Annotated in this window: 14 protein-coding genes and 1 riboswitch; of the genes, 12 read left to right on the top strand and 2 right to left on the bottom strand. The window is 72.7% G+C overall.

The annotated features are described in order from the left end of the window. Nucleotides 1–43: 43 nt before the first annotated feature. The 5 genes from ACZ597_RS15505 to ACZ597_RS15485 all read left to right on the top strand — a co-directional run bounded on the left by ACZ597_RS15505 (nucleotide 44) and on the right by ACZ597_RS15485 (nucleotide 6,395). Nucleotides 44–1,144 (top strand): polyprenyl synthetase family protein, encoded by a 1,101-nt coding sequence (locus ACZ597_RS15505; RefSeq protein ID WP_471329471.1) that lies wholly within the window; start codon nucleotides 44–46, stop codon nucleotides 1,142–1,144. 114 nt (nucleotides 1,145–1,258) lie between these two features. Continuing rightward, nucleotides 1,259–3,289: a squalene--hopene cyclase gene (gene shc, locus ACZ597_RS15500; RefSeq protein WP_471329468.1), complete on the top strand. Its 2,031-nt coding sequence runs from the start codon at nucleotides 1,259–1,261 to the stop codon at nucleotides 3,287–3,289. Beyond that, nucleotides 3,289–3,933, top strand: coding sequence for a phosphorylase family protein (locus tag ACZ597_RS15495; protein ID WP_471329466.1), 645 nt, complete (start codon nucleotides 3,289–3,291; stop codon nucleotides 3,931–3,933). The genes shc and ACZ597_RS15495 overlap by 1 nt, the downstream gene beginning before the upstream one ends. Before the next feature lie 6 nt (nucleotides 3,934–3,939). Next, nucleotides 3,940–4,971 carry an adenosyl-hopene transferase HpnH gene (gene hpnH, locus ACZ597_RS15490; protein WP_471329463.1) on the top strand — a complete coding sequence of 344 codons (1,032 nt, stop codon included), beginning with the start codon at nucleotides 3,940–3,942 and terminating at the stop codon, nucleotides 4,969–4,971. Beyond that, the gene (locus tag ACZ597_RS15485; protein WP_471329460.1) at nucleotides 4,968–6,395 is read left to right on the top strand and encodes an aspartate aminotransferase family protein; all 1,428 of its coding nucleotides are present in this window, start codon (nucleotides 4,968–4,970) and stop codon (nucleotides 6,393–6,395) included. The genes hpnH and ACZ597_RS15485 overlap by 4 nt, the downstream gene beginning before the upstream one ends. A gap of 51 nt (nucleotides 6,396–6,446) precedes the next feature. Here ACZ597_RS15485 and ACZ597_RS15480 read toward each other — a convergent pair whose 3' ends face one another. Beyond that, nucleotides 6,447–7,268, bottom strand: coding sequence for a tyrosine-protein phosphatase (locus ACZ597_RS15480; protein ID WP_471329457.1), 822 nt, complete (start codon nucleotides 7,266–7,268; stop codon nucleotides 6,447–6,449). Between the two features lie 317 nt (nucleotides 7,269–7,585). Beyond that, a riboswitch (cyclic di-AMP (ydaO/yuaA leader) is annotated at nucleotides 7,586–7,748 on the top strand. Nucleotides 7,749–7,752: 4 nt separating this feature from the next. Here ACZ597_RS15480 and ACZ597_RS15475 point away from each other — a divergent pair. From ACZ597_RS15475 to ACZ597_RS15465, 3 genes are all read left to right on the top strand, one after another. Then, nucleotides 7,753–8,760, top strand: coding sequence for a LysM peptidoglycan-binding domain-containing M23 family metallopeptidase (locus ACZ597_RS15475; RefSeq protein ID WP_471329455.1), 1,008 nt, complete (start codon nucleotides 7,753–7,755; stop codon nucleotides 8,758–8,760). A gap of 162 nt (nucleotides 8,761–8,922) precedes the next feature. Continuing rightward, nucleotides 8,923–9,708 (top strand): SGNH/GDSL hydrolase family protein, encoded by a 786-nt coding sequence (locus tag ACZ597_RS15470; protein WP_471329452.1) that lies wholly within the window; start codon nucleotides 8,923–8,925, stop codon nucleotides 9,706–9,708. Between the two features lie 121 nt (nucleotides 9,709–9,829). Then, the gene (locus ACZ597_RS15465) at nucleotides 9,830–11,032 is read left to right on the top strand and encodes an MBL fold metallo-hydrolase (RefSeq protein WP_471329449.1); all 1,203 of its coding nucleotides are present in this window, start codon (nucleotides 9,830–9,832) and stop codon (nucleotides 11,030–11,032) included. A 255-nt stretch (nucleotides 11,033–11,287) separates the two neighbouring features. Here the strand turns inward: ACZ597_RS15465 and ACZ597_RS15460 are convergent, their stop codons facing one another. After that, entirely contained in the window at nucleotides 11,288–11,953 is a 666-nt protein-coding gene (locus ACZ597_RS15460; RefSeq protein WP_471329447.1) for a guanylate kinase, read from the bottom strand. A gap of 564 nt (nucleotides 11,954–12,517) precedes the next feature. Between ACZ597_RS15460 and ahcY the strand changes: the two genes are divergently transcribed. From ahcY to ACZ597_RS15440, 4 genes are read left to right on the top strand one after another with little or no spacing between them, the layout of a single operon-like run. Further along, on the top strand, nucleotides 12,518–13,984 hold the full coding sequence (gene ahcY / locus ACZ597_RS15455; protein WP_471330106.1) for an adenosylhomocysteinase: 1,467 nt from the start codon (nucleotides 12,518–12,520) through the stop codon (nucleotides 13,982–13,984). A 21-nt stretch (nucleotides 13,985–14,005) separates the two neighbouring features. Beyond that, nucleotides 14,006–14,977 (top strand): cupin domain-containing protein, encoded by a 972-nt coding sequence (locus ACZ597_RS15450; RefSeq protein WP_471329444.1) that lies wholly within the window; start codon nucleotides 14,006–14,008, stop codon nucleotides 14,975–14,977. A 31-nt stretch (nucleotides 14,978–15,008) separates the two neighbouring features. Further along, the gene (locus tag ACZ597_RS15445; RefSeq protein ID WP_471329441.1) at nucleotides 15,009–16,268 is read left to right on the top strand and encodes an aminotransferase class III-fold pyridoxal phosphate-dependent enzyme; all 1,260 of its coding nucleotides are present in this window, start codon (nucleotides 15,009–15,011) and stop codon (nucleotides 16,266–16,268) included. Beyond that, complete coding sequence (locus tag ACZ597_RS15440; RefSeq protein ID WP_471329440.1) at nucleotides 16,265–18,463, top strand: hypothetical protein; 2,199 nt, start codon at nucleotides 16,265–16,267, stop codon at nucleotides 18,461–18,463. The genes ACZ597_RS15445 and ACZ597_RS15440 overlap by 4 nt, the downstream gene beginning before the upstream one ends. Nucleotides 18,464–18,480: the final 17 nt, after the last annotated feature.

The following is an 18,480-nucleotide window of genomic DNA, read 5'->3' as shown; positions in this document are numbered from 1 at the left end:
CAGCACCACCGGCACAGCACGTACAGGAACCAGAGGAGAGCCAGTGAACCCGGGGAACCCGGCTGTCGAGAACACGGATGCCGGCACGGGCGCGGCCGGAGGGGGAGCGGAGAAGTCCGACACCCTCGCGCTCCTCGAACGCGGCCGCGACCTGTCGACCCCCGTGCTCCGCGCGGCGGTGGGCCGGCTCGCGGCGCCCATGGACACCGTCGCCGCGTACCACTTCGGCTGGATCGACGCCCAGGGCAACCCGGCGGACGGCGACGGCGGCAAGGCCGTGCGCCCCGCCCTCGCCCTGCTCTCCGCCGAGGCGGCGGGCGCCGCCGCCGAGGTCGGCATCCCCGGCGCGGTCGCCGTCGAGCTCGTCCACAACTTCTCCCTGCTGCACGACGACCTGATGGACGGCGACGAGCAGCGCCGCCACCGCGACACGGTGTGGAAGGTGCACGGCCCCGCGCTCGCGATCCTGGTCGGCGACGCCCTGTTCGCCCTGGCCAACGAGGTCCTGCTGGAGCTGGGCACCGTCGAGGCCGGCCGGGCGACCCGCCGCCTGACCACCGCCAGCCGCAAGCTCATCGACGGCCAGGCCCAGGACATCTCGTACGAACACCGCGAGCGCGTCAGCGTTCGAGAGTGCCTGGAGATGGAGGGGAACAAGACCGGAGCCCTGCTCGCGTGCTCGGTGTCGATCGGTGCGGTCCTCGGCGGCGCCGACGACCGCACGGCCGACAAGCTGGAGGAGTACGGCTACCACCTCGGCCTCGCCTTCCAGGCCGTCGACGACCTGCTCGGCATCTGGGGCGACCCCGAGTCCACCGGCAAGCAGACCTGGAGCGACCTGCGCCAGCGCAAGAAGTCCCTGCCCGTCGTCGCGGCCCTCGCCGCGGGCGGACCCGCATGTGAGGAGCTCGCTCGGCTGCTCGCGGCCGACGCCAAGAGCAACGACTTCGAGAACTTCTCCGAGGAGGAGTTCGCCCACCGCGCCGCCCTCATCGAGGCCGCCGGCGGCCGCCAGTGGACCGCCGACGAGGCGCGCCGCCAGCACGCGATCGCCATTCGAGCGCTCGACGACGTGGACATGCCGCAGCGGGTGCGGGAGCAGTTCGTCGCCCTCGCCGACTTCGTCGTCGTGCGCAAGAGGTGATCTCCGCCGGAAAGTGGATATGAATCGCGAGTCGCCGGTCGGGGACCCCTTCTTAGGCAGCCCCGGCCGACGGCAGACCCGGGCACAGCCGAAGCTCTGTTCGAAGGGGAAGCCATGACAGCGACGACCGACGGCGGCGGTGCGATCACCGGCGGCGCGGATCCGCGACACGACAGCACGGCGGCCCCGGCCGCCGCTGCCGCCGGCCCGTCCGGCGGCGACACCGGCCTGCTGAAGGACGTACGGGAAGCCGCCGACCGGGCGACCGGCGAGCTGCTGGCCCGCCAGGACCCGGCGGGCTGGTGGAAGGGCGACCTGGAGACCAACGTCACCATGGACGCCGAGGACCTGCTGCTGCGGCAGTTCCTCGGCATCCGGGACGAGGCCGTCACCCGAGCCGCCGCCCTGTTCATCCGGGGCGAACAGCAGGCCGACGGCACCTGGGCCACCTTCCACGGCGGACCGCCCGTGCTCTCCGCCACCATCGAGGCGTACGTCGCCCTGCGCCTGGCCGGGGACCCGCCCGACGCCCCGCACATGGTCCGGGCCTCGGCCTGGATCAGGGCCCACGGGGGGATCGCCGCCGCCCGGGTGTTCACCCGGATCTGGCTCGCCCTGTTCGGCTGGTGGAGCTGGGACGACCTGCCGGAGCTCCCTCCCGAGCTGGTGTTCCTGCCGCCCTGGGTGCCGCTGAACATCTACGACTTCGGCTGCTGGGCCCGCCAGACCATCGTCCCGCTCACCGTGGTCTCCGCCCTGCGGCCCGTCCGCCCCGCCCCCTTCGCGCTCGACGAGCTGCACACCGACGCCCGCGACCCCAGCCCCGCCAAGCCCCTGGCGCCGCTGGCCAGTTGGGACGGGGCCTTCCAGCGGATGGACAGGGCCCTGCACCTCTACCGGCGGATCGCCCCGCGCCGGCTGCGGAAGGCGGCGATGGCCGCCGCCGGCCGCTGGATCATCGAACGCCAGGAGAACGACGGCTGCTGGGGCGGGATCCAGCCCCCCGCCGTCTACTCCGTCATCGCCCTGCACCTGCTCGGCTACGACCTGGAACACCCGGTGATGCGGGCCGGGCTGGAATCCCTCGACCGCTTCGCCGTGTGGCGCGAGGACGGCGCCCGGATGGTCGAGGCCTGCCAGTCCCCGGTCTGGGACACCTGCCTCGCCGCCATCGCCCTGGCCGACGCGGGCCTGCCACCCGACCACCCGGCCCTGGTCAGGGCGGCGGACTGGATGCTCGGCGAGGAGATCCGCCGCCCCGGGGACTGGGCCGTGCGCCGGCCGGGACTCGCCCCCGGCGGGTGGGCCTTCGAGTTCCACAACGACAACTATCCCGACATCGACGACACCGCCGAGGTGGTCCTGGCGCTGCGCCGGATCCGCCACCCCGAACCGGCCGGGCTGGAGGCCGCCGTCGCCCGCGGGGTGTCCTGGACCCTCGGGATGCAGTCGAAGAACGGGGCCTGGGGCGCCTTCGACGCCGACAACACCAGCCCCTTCCCCAACCGGCTCCCCTTCTGCGACTTCGGCGAGGTCATCGACCCGCCGTCGGCGGACGTCACCGCCCACGTGGTGGAGATGCTCGCCGCCGAGGGCAGGGCCGCCGACCCGCGCGCCCGGCGCGGCATCGCCTGGCTGCTCGCCGAACAGGAGGCGGACGGCGCCTGGTTCGGCCGCTGGGGCACCAACTACGTGTACGGGACCGGCTCGGTGGTCCCGGCCCTCACCGCCGCGGGGATCGCGCCCTCGCACCCCGCCGTCCGGCGGGCGGTGCGCTGGCTGGAATCCGTACAGAACGAGGACGGCGGCTGGGGCGAGGACCAGCGCTCCTACCAGGACCGCGCCTGGGCCGGGAAGGGCGCCTCGACCGCCTCGCAGACCGCCTGGGCCCTGATGGCCCTGCTGTCGGCGGGCGAGCGCGGGGGCGACGCCGTCGAACGGGGCCTGGCGTACCTGGTGGAGACCCAGCGCCCCGACGGGACCTGGGACGAGCCGCACTTCACCGGGACCGGCTTCCCCTGGGACTTCTCCATCAACTACCACCTCTACCGGCAGGTGTTCCCGCTCACCGCCCTGGGCCGGTACCTCCACGGAGAACCGTTCGGCCCGGACCGGCACCCCGTCCGGCCGGCGGGGGAGTCCTGATGCCGACCGTGCCCGCCGGAGCCGGTCCCCCGCCGCTGCTGGTCGCCTGCGCCCTGCGCATCGAGGAGGCGGCCCTGCGCAGCGCGGGCCGCGCGGCCGGAGGCGGCGGCACGGTCCTGCGCACCGGCATGGGCCCGCGCGCCGCCGACCGGTCGGTCGTCCGGGCGCTGGGACGGCCCGGGATGCACCGGGCGGCCGTCCTCGCGACCGGGTTCTGCGCCGGCCTGGTACCCGGCATGCACCCCGGCGACCTGGTCGTCGCCGAGGAGACCCGGGACCCCCGGGGAGTGGTCGCCTGCACCGGCACCGCCCTGCTCGCCGAGGCACTGGCCCGCGCCGCACCCGGCCGGACCGTGCACACCGGCGCACTGACCGGATCGGACCACGTCGTCCGCGGCCAGGAGCGCGCGCAGCTGCGCGCCACCGGCGCCGTCGCGGTCGACATGGAGTCCGCGGCCACCCTGTGGACCGCCGCGGGACCGGGACGCCCGGTTGCGGCCGTCCGGGTGATCGTGGACGCTCCGGAGCACGAGCTCGTCCGTATCGGCACGGTTCGCGGTGGAATATCTGCCTTCCGTGTACTACGTGCCGTACTGCCCGCGTTTCATGAATGGCACCGTTCGTTGCTGCTTCCCAGGAGGTGAATCCAGATGGCCATGCCCCTGCGACAGTCCATCAGGGTCGGGACCTATCTTCTCGAACAGAAGCTCCGCAAGCGCGAGAAGTTCCCGCTGATCGTCGAGCTGGAGCCGCTCTACGCCTGCAACCTCGCCTGCGAGGGCTGCGGGAAGATCCAGCACCCGGCCGGAGTGCTCAAGCAGCGCATGCCGGTCGCCCAGGCGGTCGGAGCGGTCCTGGAGTCCGGCGCGCCCATGGTCTCCATCGCGGGCGGCGAGCCCCTGATGCACCCGCAGATCGACGAGATCGTGCGCCAGCTCGTGGCCCGCAGGAAATACGTCTTCCTCTGCACCAACGCCCTGCTGCTCCGGAAGAAGATCGAGAAGTTCACCCCCTCCCCCTACTTCGCCTTCGCCGTCCACATCGACGGCCTGCGCGAACGCCACGACGAATCCGTGGCCAAGGAAGGCGTGTTCGACGAGGCCGTCGCGGCCATCAAGGAGGCGAAGCGCCGCGGATTCCGGGTGACCACGAACTCCACCTTCTTCAACACCGACACCCCGCAGACGATCATCGAGGTGCTGAACTTCCTCAATGACGACCTCCAGGTCGACGAGATGATGATCTCGCCCGCCTACGCCTACGAAAAGGCACCCGACCAGGAGCACTTCCTCGGCGTCGAACAGACGCGGGAACTCTTCAAGAAGGCCTTCGCCGGAGGCAACCGGCGCCGCTGGCGGCTCAACCACTCCCCGCTCTTCCTCGACTTCCTCGAAGGCAAGGCCGATTTCCCCTGCACCGCCTGGGCCATTCCCAATTACTCGCTCTTCGGCTGGCAGCGCCCCTGCTACCTGATGAGCGACGGCTACGTGCCCACGTACCGGGAGCTCATCGAGGACACCGACTGGAGCAAGTACGGCCGCGGCAAGGACCCCCGCTGCGCCAACTGCATGGCGCACTGCGGCTACGAGCCCACCGCCGTCCTCGCCACCATGGGCTCCCTCAAGGAGTCCCTGCGCGCCGCCCGGGAGACCGTCGCGAGCAATCGGGACGCGTCGGCATGAGCCCCGGACAGGGCGGGGGGGCGGGCGGCGCGGGGGCCGGCCGCAAGGGCTTCGACCTCGCCGCGCTCCTCGCCGAGCGCGGCGGGGAGCGCTACGAGCTGCACGCCCGCCACCTCAACCACCAGCTGCCCCGCATGCTGCACACCATCGGCTTCGACAAGGTCTACGAGCGGGCCGAGGGGGCCCACTTCTGGGACGCCGAGGGCAACGACTACCTCGACATGCTGGCCGGGTTCGGGGTGATGGGCCTGGGCCGGCACCACCCGGTGGTGCGCCGGGCCCTGCACGACGTCCTGGACGCCCAGCTCGCCGACCTCACCCGCTTCGACTGCCAGCCGCTGCCCGGGCTGCTGGCCGAGAAGCTGCTGTCGTACAGCCCGCACCTCGACCGGGTCTTCTTCGGCAACAGCGGCACCGAGGCCGTGGAGACCGCCCTGAAGTTCGCCCGGTACGCCACCGGGCGGCCCAGGATCCTCTACTGCGACCATGCTTTCCACGGGCTGACCACCGGCTCGCTGTCGGTCAACGGCGAAGGCGGCTTCCGCGACGGGTTCGCCCCGCTGCTCCCCGACACGAAGATCGCGCTCGGGGACCTGGCGGCGCTGGAGCGCGAACTCGCGCGCGGGGACGTGGCCGCCTTCGTGGTGGAGCCGGTCCAGGGCAAGGGGGTGCACGCCGCCCCGCCCGGGTTCCTGCGCGCCGCGCAGGAGCTCCTGCACCGGCACAAGGCCCTCCTCATCGCCGACGAGGTGCAGACCGGCCTCGGACGGACCGGTGACTTCTACGCGTACCAGCACGAGCCGGGCGTGGAACCGGACCTGGTGTGCGTGGCCAAGGCCCTCTCCGGCGGGTACGTCCCCGTCGGCGCGACCCTGGGCAAGGACTGGATCTTCCAGAAGGTGTACTCGTCCATGGACCGGGTGCTGGTGCACTCCGCCAGCTTCGGTTCCAACGCCCAGGCGATGGCGGCCGGGCTGGCGGTCCTGTCGGTCATGGAGGACGAGCAGGTGGTGGCCAACGCCCGGGCCATGGGCGACCTGCTGCGCGGACGCCTGGCGGCGCTCGTGGACCGGTACGAGCTGCTGCACGAGGTGCGCGGGCGCGGGCTGATGATCGGCATCGAGTTCGGCAAGCCCTCCTCCCTGGGGCTGCGCAGCCGCTGGGCCGTGCTCCAGGCCGCCCGAAAGGGCCTGTTCGCCCAGATGGTCGTGGTGCCGCTGCTGCGCAGGCACCGGATCCTCACCCAGGTCTCCGGGGACCACCTGGAGGTCATCAAGCTCATCCCGCCGCTCATCGTGGACGAGGCGGACGTCGAGCGGTTCGTCGGGGCCTTCCAGGAGGTCATGGACGAGGCGCACGGCGGCGGCGCCCTGATGTGGGACTTCGGCCGGACCCTCGTGAAGCAGGCGGTCGGCAACCGCTGAGGCGCGGCGGCGCCGGAGGGGGCCCGGGCGGCCCCCTCCGGCTGGCCGGGGTCAGCCCTCCAGGAGCCGGTCCCGCAGCCGGTCCAGGGAACCGGGCGCGAGCGCGAGCCCCTCGGCGAGGTAGCGCTCCACCCCGCCCCACTGCTCGTCGATGGTCGCGAAGGCCGCGAGCAGGTACTCCGCGCGGGCGTCGAACAGCGGCGCCAGCAGCTCCATCACCTCGGGGGAGCGGGCCTCGGGCGCGTCGCTGCCCCGGCGCACCCGGTAGCGGTTGTGCGGGGCGTTGGACTCCAGGTAGTCCGCCACGATCGCCTCGCGCTCGACGCCCAGCGCGAGCAGGGTCACCGCGACCGACAGCCCGGCCCGGTCCTTGCCGGCGGCGCAGTGCATCAGCGCCGGCACGCTGTCCAGCGCGAGGGCGTGCACGACGCGGCTGTGCTCGGCGGTGCGGGTGCGGATGATCGTGCGGTAGGAGTCGGTCATGCGGGCGGCGGCCCTGCCCCCGCCCAGGAGGCCGCGGAGCTGGTCGAGCTCGCCGTCGCGGACCATCCTCCAGAATTCGCGGCCGTCGGCCGGATCCGTCAGCGGGATGTTCACGTTTCGTACACCCGGCAGTTCGACGTCCGGGCCCTCCAGGGCCTGATCGGCTCCGTTGCGGAAGTCGAAGACGGTGTGGAGCCCCAGCGACGCGAGGAACTCTGCGTCGGTTTCGGTGGCATGCGCCAGATGTCCGCTTCGGAACAGTCGTCCCGGCCTGACCCTCCGTCCGTCCGTCGTCGGCAACCCGCCCACGTCACGGAAGTTGCGCACTCCGGTCAGTTCCGCGCCGGGTTCGGGCCCGGTGGGAAGGGGCTGGGGTATCTGCTGGGTCACGTGTACTCCTCCGCTTGGTTCGTGGTGTCCGAATTGGCCTGGTTGGGAACAACTTGCCATATGTGGAGGCGAGATCGGGCCGGGCTCCGTGAGCCAGATCATACGGTGACCGTGCGTGCCTGATCGCGGGAACCGAATTGCCTTGTGGGGACGGTTGTTGATGGTGCGGAATGGACGCAGGGTGACCGGAATTCCATTGATCCCCCATATCTGCGAATCCGTCAGGGAATTCGCGGCTTGTTGCCCGGTGCCCCGCTCGATTACCTTCGCGATCGATCCGGGTGGACCGCCTAATCCTGCCGCCGCCCGGGAACCGCACCCGACCATCGCGCGCGGCAGGAGCGGGGGAACCAGGTAGGCCGCTGCTCCGGATCATTTCCGGCTCAGCTAGGGGTGAAGCCGAACCCGTGCTCCGCACGTACGGCCGGACATCTCCAGTCCGAACCCGACAGCTCACCTCGCAGGCGCCGGAGAGGAATTCGCCATGCCCGGAAAGGGTAAGCACCGCCGTCCGAAGTCCCGTTCGATATCCCGCGGCTTCGCCGTCGCCGGAACCGGCGGAGCGGCCCTCGCGCTCCCGCTGATGGGTGCCGCCGGCGCCAACGCGGCCCCGGCCGCCGCCCCGGCCAAGTCCGCGCCCGCGCAGAGCTCGCAGGCCCCGGAGGCCCTCCGCGCCGCGGCCCCCGCGGCCGCGCCCGCGGCCGCGCCCGCGGCCGCCGAGCCCACCGTCTACACGGTCGTGCCGGGCGACTACCTCTCCAAGATCGCCGCCGAGCGCCACCTCGACGGCGGCTGGGAGCGGCTGTACGCCGACAACCACGAGGCCGTCGGCGCCGACCCGTCCCTCATCCACCCGGGCCTGAAGCTGACCCTCGTCGGCGGCGAGGCCCCGGCCGCCGCGCCGAAGGCCCCTGCGGCCCCGGCCGAGGAATCCTCCAGCGGTGCTCCGGCCGCCCCCGAGGGCGTGGGCGGCAAGGCCCAGTCCCCGAAGGCCCCGGGCAAGGCCGCCCGCACCTCCGGCGGCGCGGCCGCGCAGGGCTCGGGCGCCGCCGCCAAGAGCGAGAAGGCCGCCGCGCCCGCCGCCGCGTCCGGGTTCACCGCCCCCGTCGGCGGCGGCGTCTCGACCCAGTACCGGGCGAGCGGTGCCATGTGGTCCTCCGGCTACCACACCGGCGTCGACTTCATCGCGAGCACCGGGACCACCGTCAGGGCCGTCGGCGCGGGCACCGTGGTTTCCGCAGGCTGGGGCGGCGCGTACGGCAACGAGGTCGTCATCAGGCACGCCGACGGCAAGTACTCCCAGTACGGCCACCTCTCCTCCCTCTCCGTCTCGGTGGGCCAGAGCGTCACCGGCGGCCAGACGATCGGCCTCTCCGGCGCGACCGGCAACGTGACCGGCCCGCACCTCCACTTCGAGATCCGCACGGGCCCGTCCTACGGCTCGGACGTCGACCCGCTCGCCTACCTCCGCTCCAAGGGCGTGAGCATCTGACGGCACCGCCGTCGGCACGAGGACACGCGTGGGGCCGGGACCCGAGGGGGGTCCCGGCCCCACGTGTACTTATTCCTTATCCCCCGCGTGGTATAGATCACGGTCCGTCAACCCCTCATTACGTTGGCGTAGGTTGGTTGCCAAGGTGAAGGATGTCTTCCTGTGGCAGCGACGAAGACGACACTGAAGACCATCGGCTCGTACGCGGCGATCGGGGACAGCTTCACCGAAGGCGTGGGGGACCCGGGACCCGGGGATTCCCATCTCGGCTGGGCGGACCGGCTCGCCGTACTCCTGGCCGATCAGCGCGACGAGCACGACTTCCGGTACGCGAATCTGGCCGTGCGGGGCAAAGTACTCGACCAGATCGTGGCCGACCAGGTCCCGAGAGCCAAGGAACTCGCACCCGACCTCGTCACCTTCTGTGCGGGCGGCAACGACATCATCCGCCCCGGCAGCGACCCGGACGACCTCGCGGAGCGGTTCGAGGCGGCCCTGGCCGACCTCAAGGCCTCCGTGGGCCTCGTGATGATCACCACCGGCTTCGACACGCGGGGCGTGCCGGTCCTCAAGCACCTGCGGGGCAAGATCGCGACGTACAACGTCCACGTCCGAGCCATCGCCGACCGGTACGGCTGCCCCGTGCTCGACCTCTGGTCCCTCAAGACCGTCCAGGACCGCCGGGCCTGGGACGCCGACCGGCTGCACCTCTCGCCCGAGGGGCACACCCGCGTGGCGCTGCGCGCCGCGCAGGTCCTCGGCTACGAGGTGCCGGCCGACCCGGACCAGCCCTGGCCGCCCGTCCCCCCGCGCGGCTCGGTCGACGTGACCCGCGACAACATCCAGTGGGCGCGCGAGTACCTCGTGCCCTGGATCGGCCGCCGGCTGCGCGGCGAGTCCTCCGGCGACCACGTCGAGGCCAAGCGCCCGGACCTGCTGCCGCTGTAGCGGACGCGCAGGGGGCGGGATGCGGGGCCGGTACCGCGCGGCGGAATCCTCCGGGGCCCGTGTGCGTTGGGATGGTCGTAGACGTACGACCGTCCCATCCTGCACCTTCCCAGGAGGCGCCTTGACCGGCTCCCTTCCCCTGCGTCCCCGGCTGCGCGCCCTGCGGCCCGAAGCCTTCGGCGCGGATTCCTCCGGCGCACGGCTGGAGCGGATCCTGCGCTCGCCGAACTTCGCCGACGGCGTCTTCCAGAACCCGGTAGGGGCCCGGACCAGGCCTTCCGGATCGATGGCGGAGTTCGCCAAGATCTACTTCCACAAGGAGCAGCGGGTCCTGCGCAGCCCCGACGCGCCGATCCCCGTGCACCCGACCACCCTCGCCGACCTGGCCAAGCCGCCGGCGAGCGGCCTGCGCCTGACCTGGATGGGCCACTCCAGCGTGCTCGCGGAGATCGACGGCCGCCGCGTGCTCTTCGACCCCGTGTGGGGCGACCGGTGCTCCCCCTTCCCCTTCGCCGGGCCGAAGCGGCTCCACCCGGTCCCGGTGCCGCTGGCCTCGCTGGGTGCCGTCGACGTCGTCGTGATCTCCCACGACCACTACGACCACCTCGACCTCCCCACCATCAAGGCCCTGGCCGGCACGGACACGGTCTTCGCCGTCCCGCTCGGCGTCGGCGCGCACCTGGAACGCTGGGGCGTCTCCCCGGACCGGCTGCGCGAGCTCGACTGGAACGAGGCCACCGAGGTCGCCGGTCTCACCCTCACCGCCACCCCGGCCCGGCACTTCTGCGGACGCGGCCTGCGCAACCAGCAGGTCACCCTGTGGGCCTCCTGGGTCGTCAGCAGCGGCGAGCACCGGATCTTCCACAGCGGGGACACCGGCTACTTCCCGGGCTTCAAGGAGATCGGCGCCGAGCACGGGCCGTTCGACGCCACGATGATCCAGATCGGCGCGTACTCCGAGTACTGGCCGGACATCCACATGACCCCGGAGGAGGGCGTGCGGGCTCACCTCGACCTCCAGGGCGGTGTGCCGGCCGGCACGCTGCTGCCGATCCACTGGGGCACCTTCAACCTGGCCTTCCACGCCTGGGCCGAGCCCGCCGAATGGACGCTCGACGCAGCCGAGGGCGCGGGCCAGCGCGTCGCCGTCCCGCGCCCCGGCGAGCCCTTCGAGCCCGCCGGCAAGCTGCCGGTCGAGCCCTGGTGGCGTCCGGTCTCCACCCCCATCGCCCGCCCCTGGCGCCACCCGAAGCCGACGGACCCGGCGGACCCGGCGCCGAGCGGGCCCCGGGCCAGTGATCTGGACCTGGCGGGGGAGCGCTGACCCCGGCCGCCCCCGACCAGAGCAGTACGCAGGCCAGCTCCTGTACCGACCCGCACACGGTGGTGGCGACCACCGGCACCCTCGTACGCGGCCGGCGGTCCGCCGCCCCGCCCCGCCGGCCGGAGTCAGCAGCGGCCGCGGGGCGGTTCCGGCGGCCGGCACGAGCCCGGACGGCCCCCGCCCTGTTGCGGTACCGCCAGGGCGAGGGCCACCGGGCCGATCCCGGTCCCGGCGCGCAGGGCCGGCCCGCAGGGGTCAGTAGTAGCGCAGCAGCGTCGGCTCGGCGTGGCGTGCGTACGCCCCCAGCGCCAGGCCCTGGTGAGCGAGCCGGGCCTTCTCCGCCCGGCGGATCGCCAGCAGGGTGCCCAGCGCCTCCTCGAAGTCGTCGTTGACGACGTGGTAGTCGTGCTCCGCCACGAAGTTGAAGTCGCGCAGCGCCATCGTGTGCCGCAGTTCCCGCTCCTCCTCGTTCTCACTGCCCCGGCCCGCGAGCCGCCGGTCCATCATTTCCACGCTGGGGGCCATGATGAAGATGCCGACGGTCTGTTCCGGGAAGCAGCGCCGGAGGTTCAGGTAGCCCTCGGGGCAGTAGTCGAGCAGCAGGTCCTGGCCCCGGCCGAGCGCCTCCTCGAGGGGAGCGCGCAGGGTGCCGTAGTACTCGTCGAAGGACGGGTGGATCCACTGCGCGAACTCGCCGTTGCCGGCCATCTTGAGGAACTCGTCACGGGACACGTGGTCGTAGTGCTCCTCGCCGGCTCCGGGCCGGGGCCGGCGCGTGGTCACGGACCGGGTGGTGACCAGCGTCGGATCGGCTTCGGCCATGGCGCGCGCCAGTGAGGTCTTCCCTGTGCCGGAAGGCCCGGACAACACGAACAGGCAGCCGGTGGGGCGGGTGAGGAACGGCTTGGGATCGACTGGCATGACTGGTATTCACCTCGTGATTCAAGGAAGTCGCGCCGCGGTCCTTTCGCGCCTCTCGGCCAGGGGGAGCGACACGTGACGCATGTCGGCGAGTGCCGTGAGCCGGGGCTCACGGCACTCGCCGAAGGATCAGAGTGCGGCTCAGCGGCCGGACTTGACCTTGTCCAGGCGCGGGCGAAGGCCCACAGCGTGGTTGCGCATGTCGAATCCCCCTCTCCATATCCGGTGAGAAAGCCACTGCCCGGGGAATTCCGGTAGCGGCGTTCTCTCTGCAACGATGATTTCCGATGCCCCGCTCCGGGGCCAAGGGGTTGTCCCGATCCGGAAACACGGAAACGCCACCGGTGCCGCACGCCCCGCGTATTTCCGGTGGGGCGTCGCGATTTCCAGGGGCCCGCACGCTCCGGCCGGTTGCCGATTCCATCGGGCAACGGGAAACCCCTTGAGCCCGGGTGGTCCCGGAGTGACGCTCCAGGAGATGACCACAGAAGAGGGGGAAAGCCACCCATGACCTCGGCAACGAGCGAGAGCGCGCAGTCGACCGCGCAGTCGGCCGCGGACCCAATGCCGCGTACACCCTTCGGTGAAAGAGCCGCGGGCCCGGACCTGCGGGTGGCGGACCTGTCCCTGGCATTCCGCGGCCGCACCGAAATCCGCCTGGCGGAGAACGAGATGCCGGGGTTGATGGCGCTGCGGGAGCAATACGCGGGGCAGACGCCGCTGTCCGGAGCCCGGATCACCGGAACGCTGCACATGACGGTGCAGACCGCGGTGCTGATCGAGACGCTGGTCGCGCTGGGCGCGCAGGTGCGCTGGGCCGGATCCAACGTGCTCTCGACCCAGGACGCGGCGGCGGCCGCCGTCGCGGTGGGTCCCGGAGGCGGCCGCGACGACCGGCCGGGCGTCCCGGTGTTCGCCTGGAAGGGCCAGAGCGCCGAGGAGTTCTGGTGGTGCGTCGAGCGCGCGCTGTGCTGGCCCGACGGTTCGGGTCCGAACATGCTCCTCGACGACGCGGCCGGTTCCACCATGCTGCTCCATCAGGGCGTCGCGTACGAGCAGGCGGGCGCCGTTCCCGCCGCCGGGCCGGACGACGACGAGATGGACACGGCCCTGCTGCGGCTGCTGGCCGCTGCCCACACCACCGCACCGGGCAGGTGGAGCGCCATGGCCGCGGGTATCCGCGGGGTCACCGAGGAGACCACCACGGGCGCCCACCGGCTGCGCCGGCTGGCCGCGTCGGGGTCCCTGCTCTTCCCCGCGATCAGCGTCAACGACTCGGTGACGAAGTCGAAGTTCGACAACATCTACGGCTGCCGGCACTCCCTGATCGACGGCATCAACCGGGCCACCGACGTCCTGATCGGCGGCAAGACGGCGGTGGTGTGCGGTTACGGGGACGTGGGCAAGGGCTGTGCGGCGGCGCTGCGCGGCCAGGGCGCGCGCGTGGTGGTCACCGAGATCGACCCGATCTGCGCGCTCCAGGCCGCCATGGACGGCTACCAGGTCGCGACGCTGGACTCCGTGGTGGAGCGCGCCGACATCGTGGTGACCACGACGGGCAGCCGGCACGTCCTCACCGCCGGGCACCTCGCGCGCATGAAGCACCAGGCGATCGTCGGCAACATGGGCCACGCGGAGGGCGAGATCGACCTCGCGCAGCTGGCCGCGGTGCCCGGCGTCCGACGGGAGACGATCAAGCCGCAGGTGGACGAGTGGACGTTCGAGGACGGGCACTCCCTGATCGTGCTGTCCGAGGGGCGGCTGCTGAACCTGGGCAACGCGACCGGGCACCCGAGTTTCGTGATGTCGAGCTCCTTCGCCAACCAGGTCCTCGCGCAGGTCGAGCTGTACACCGGTGTCCGCAGCTACCCGCTGGGCGTGCACGCCCTGCCCAAGCACCTCGACGAGAAGGTCGCCCTGCTCCACCTGGACGCGCTGGGGGCCGAGCTGACCCCCCTGAGCGAAGCGCAGGCCGAGTACCTCGGCGTACCGGTGGGCGGCCCGTACAAGCCGGACTCGTACCGCTACTGATGGATGTGGGGTGTCTCACGCATGTCTCGAACCGATGACCTGACCCGGTGGCTGGGCCTGGAGCCCTGCGCCGACGGCGGCTGGGCGAGTGCTCCCGCCGGGCACGACTCCTACGACGGGAGCCTCCTGGACCACCGGGTCATGGCCTTCCGCACCCGGCTGCTGGACGCCGACCGCCCCCGCACCGGCTGGCGGCGCACGGACGCCGACACCGTACTCGTGCGCCATCCGCCGCACGGGCCGGACACCGTGCTGCGGCTGTGGACCAGCGACGGGCGGGGGCGGCCGACCGCCCGCCCGCTCGGCGGTCACCCGTCCCCGGACGAGCCGTTCCAGCTGACCGTGCCCGGCGGCCAGTGGTACGCCCTGGAACTGCTGGAGGGGGAGGCCGGGCTCTGGAGCGAGGCCGTCGTCCCGGGCATTGCCTTCGGGGAGGGCACGCAGCCGGCGGCTCCCCGGCCGCCCACGGCGGGGGCGGCGGAGCAGCGGGACGTGCGGCGGGCCGGGTCGAACGGGCAGCCGTTGCACGAGCTCCTCGGGCTCACCCCCCATGTCGAGGGCGGCTACTTCCGCCAGTACTACGAGTGCACCGCCGGCCTGGAGACCCCCCGGGGGCGGCGACCGCTGGCGAACACCATCCACTACCTGCTCGACCGGGACTCACCGGTCGGATACCTGCACCTCAACAGAGCCCACATCACCCACTTCCTGAACTCGGGCGGGCCCATCCAGTACCTGATGCTCTCGCCCGACGGCGAGGTGCACGAGGTGGTCATGGGGGAGGACGCGGCAGCCGGTCAGGTCCTGGTCTTCACCTGCCCGGGCGGCTGGTGGAAGTCCAGCCGTCTGCCGGAAGACGTCTCCCACGGGCTGATCAGCGAGATCGTGGCGCCCGGATTCGACTACCGGGACCAGTCCCTCGCCAGCGCCGACCGGATCGCCGACCGGTACCCCGCCGCCATCGGGCTGCTGCGCCCCTCGATCCGCGGTTGAGACGGCGCCGCACCCCATCACTGGAGATCTGATGAACGACACGACGCACGGGCGGTTCCCCGCCTCCGAAAAGCTGCTGGCCCGAGCCGAGCGGGTGATCCCCGGCGGTGTCTGGGGCCACAACAAGTTCCCCGCCGTGTACGACCCCACGGAGTACCCGTGGTTCGCCGAACGCGGTGAGGGTGCCCGGCTGAAGGACGTCGACGGCAACTGGTACGTCGACTTCATGTGCGGCTACGGCACCATGGTCAACGGATACGCCCGCCCCGAGGTCGACAACGCCGTCATGGAGCAGGCCCGCTCCGGCGACTGCCTCAGCCAGGCCACCGCGCGGTCGGTCGAACTCGCCGAGCTGCTCGTGGACACGGTGGACGGCGCGGCCTGGGCGGCCTGGGGCAAGGGCGGCTCCGACGCCACCTGGATCGCCCTGCTCACCGCGCGGGCGCATACCGGGCGGACCATGGTGGCTTGCGTGGACGGCGCCTACCACGGCTCCCACGGCTGGTGCGCGTGGTGCAACCCGGGCGAGGGCCGCCGGCCGTCGGACTCCCACGACGTGACGACCCTGCGCTGGAACGATGTCGCCGGGGTGGAGCAGCTCTTCGCCGAGCACGGCCCCCGGCTGGCCGCCGTCGTCATCACGCCCTTCCACCATCCGATCGGCGGCAGCGCGGTCCTGCCCGACCCGGCGTGGCTGCGCGCCCTGCGCGAGCACTGCGACCGCGCGGGTACCCTCCTCATCTCCGACGACGTCCGCGCCGGGTTCCACCTCGATCTGCGCGGCTCGCACGCCTACTTCGGCTTCCGTCCCGACCTGGTGGCCTTCTCCAAGGCGCTGGCGAACGGCTGGCCGGTCGCCGCCGTCACGGGCACCGAAGCGCTGCGGGAGGCCGCCGCAGGGATCTTCGTGGCCGGTACCTACTGGAACTCCGGCTCCTCGATGGCCGGCGCGATCGCCAACCTGCGGCTGATGAAGGAGGAGCGCAGCGTCGAGCGGATGCACGCCTCCGGCGGGAAGCTGGTGGCGGGCCTGCTCTCGCTCGGCGAGCTGAACGGGGTGCCGCTGCGGGTCTCCGGCCCGGTCACGATGCCCACCGTCACCGTGGACGGCGACCAGGACTTCGCCTGGATGCGCCGTTTCGCGGTCCACATGGCGGCCGAGGGAACCTTCGTCCACCCCATGCACAACTGGTTCGTCTCGGCTGCCCACGACGACGAGGTCATCGAGCAGAGCCTGGACCACGCGTCACGCGCGATCGTACGGGCCCGGGAAGACCTGGGCGGCGCGTGAGCACCGTCACCGTCACCATCACCGGAGAACTGGACGCCGACCGCCTCGTCTCCTGGCTGTCCGGCGGGCCGGACGACCTGCGGGTGACCGTGACCGGCAGTGCCCCGACCGCGCTGCGCGTCGAGGGCACGGACCTCGACCTCGACCTCGGCCTCGCCGTGCCCGACCGGCTGCCCTGCGAGGCCGCCCGGTGGGCGGCGTCGGTGATCCGCCGCCGGCTGCGGCGGGTGCCCGACGCCGAGGCCTGCGCCTCCCCGAGCCTGGAGTCCGTCCTGCGCACCGGCCGGTGGCGGCACCCCGACTCGCCGCCTGACCCGGTGGACGCCGCCGGCGTGGTCCTGTTCAAACCCGGAATGGCCGTGGACCCGCAGACCCTGCGGGAGCTGGCCCAGCGGCTGGCCGAATGCGGCTACCGCGCGGACCGGGCCCGCGTACTGGAGGACGAGGAGATCGTCCGTGGCGGTCTCGCGGCCGACCACTACCTCCCGCACGCCGAGCTGGCCCGGCGCGGGTCGCTGACCGCCGAGGAGCGGATCGCCTTCCTGCGGATCTACGACCGGCCGGAGTTCCGGAGCCGGTTCGGCGCCCGGCCGCAGGACCTGAGCGTGGAGTGCGCCTACGAGCTGCTCGCGAGCGGGCGGCTGTCCGCCGGGCAGATGGAGGAGTGGAGCACGGCCTCCGCCGAACTGCGCGGGCTCGACAGCGGGGCCGTGGACGGCCCGAACGAGATCGGCGACTGCCTCTTCGTCAACGTGTACCAGGATCCCGTGGCCAAGGACGAAGAAGCCGTGGTCGTCGTCAACCCCCACATGCCCGGCGTGCTCGGACACCTGGAGGGAACCGGTCACCGGGCGGTGGCGGTCCTGGTGGCCCCGGCCGGTGAGCGGCCGTTGGACTGGGCACGGATGCGCCGCGAGTTCTGCGGGGTCACCGACCCGGCCCGGGCCCTGCCCGGCAGCCTGCGCGGTGACGCCCTCACCGGCCTCTTCCCGCTGCGCGGACCGGCGGGCGAACCGGTGCGCCGCACCAACAACGGAGTGCACCTGAGCAACGGCGCCGTCGAGGCCCTCCAGGACGCGCGCACCTGGTTCGGCCTGCCCCCCGCGCAGACCGTGGCCGGGCAGGCGTTCCTGGCGTCCGGGCTGGACCCCGATGCCGTGCTGGCCCGTCCGTTCCTCGAACGGGCCGGCCGGCGGCGGGCCGTGGCGAGCGTGACCGACGGCCTCGCGGCCACCGCGGCGGTCGCCGCGTTGACACCGGCCCGCCTCTGCGAGGTGGACGAGTTCCCGGGCAGCGCCGAGAGCGTACGGCGGGTGGATCTGGCATGGGGTCTGGCCGACCGGCTCGGAAAGGAACCAGGGGCGGTCGCGGTGCTCGCGACCGGCTCGGTGGGGCGCAACCTCGCCTGCCCCGATTCCGACCTCAACCTGCTCGTCCTCGTACGGCCGGGGCCGGCCGGGTCCGCCCGGACGGGCTCCGTCCGCCGGACGGTGGACGGAGTGGCGGTGACGGTCGAGCGGCTCGCGCTCGACCGGGCCGAGTTCCTGACCGGCGGCCGGCACATCGCCTCCGCGAGCTCGTTCGCCGTTGCCGCGCACCGGCTGGGCCTCGCAGCCAGGTTCGGCGGTCTGCCCCTGGTGGATCCCGAGGGGCACGGCCGGCGCCTGGCCGAGCGGGCCGCACGGCAGGAGGCGCCGACCGCCTTGCTGGCCGCCTGGCTGGAGGACGTGCTGCGCCGGGTGGAGCCGGCCCGCCACGCCGCACCGGCCGGATGGGAGGAGGTCCGTACCGCCGCCTACGCGCTCGCCGTCGCCGCGCTGACCGTCGGGCCGACCCGCTTCCACAAACCCAAGTGGGTACCCGCGGACCTGCGTTCCGCCGGGCGGCCGGAGCTCTGGGACCTGCTGCGCCGGGCGTGGCAGGTGGGAGATCCGGACGAGGCGGGGGTGCGGGCAGAGCTCCACGAAGCGAGCACGGCCGGCGGCACCGACCGCCGTGTCCTCGCCGACGCCGGCAGCCTGCTGGCCGCCGGGCGCCTCACCGACGCCTTGTTCTGCGCCCGGCACGCCGCATCCGCGCGGAGCGGGGGAGCGCGTACCACGCGGCCGATTCCGGGCCGCCCCCCGGCAGCGCTCACCGAGCGGCTCGCCGAATTCACGGGGAAGGAAGTCGAGAAATTGTTGTCCATCGACTAGGAAACGGACAACCTCTT

It is taken from the genome of Streptomyces sp. NPDC040718 (assembly GCF_055593565.1).
The sequence above is the reverse complement of the archived record's forward strand: the minus strand, read 5'-3'. Positions and strand labels throughout refer to the sequence as shown.

Bases quoted from the DNA above. Each gene is read 5' to 3' on its own strand.
- ACZ597_RS15460 (WP_471329447.1), bottom strand. From the start codon at position 11,953: ATGCCAGTCGATCCCAAGCCGTTCCTCACCCGCCCCACCGGCTGCCTG.
- ACZ597_RS15445 (WP_471329441.1), top strand. From the start codon at position 15,009: ATGAACGACACGACGCACGGGCGGTTCCCCGCCTCCGAAAAGCTGCTG.
- shc (WP_471329468.1), top strand. From the start codon at position 1,259: ATGACAGCGACGACCGACGGCGGCGGTGCGATCACCGGCGGCGCGGAT.
- ACZ597_RS15450 (WP_471329444.1), top strand. From the start codon at position 14,006: ATGTCTCGAACCGATGACCTGACCCGGTGGCTGGGCCTGGAGCCCTGC.
- ACZ597_RS15475 (WP_471329455.1), top strand. From the start codon at position 7,753: ATGCCCGGAAAGGGTAAGCACCGCCGTCCGAAGTCCCGTTCGATATCC.
- ACZ597_RS15485 (WP_471329460.1), top strand. From the start codon at position 4,968: ATGAGCCCCGGACAGGGCGGGGGGGCGGGCGGCGCGGGGGCCGGCCGC.
- ACZ597_RS15495 (WP_471329466.1), top strand. From the start codon at position 3,289: ATGCCGACCGTGCCCGCCGGAGCCGGTCCCCCGCCGCTGCTGGTCGCC.
- hpnH (WP_471329463.1), top strand. From the start codon at position 3,940: ATGGCCATGCCCCTGCGACAGTCCATCAGGGTCGGGACCTATCTTCTC.
- ahcY (WP_471330106.1), top strand. From the start codon at position 12,518: ATGCCGCGTACACCCTTCGGTGAAAGAGCCGCGGGCCCGGACCTGCGG.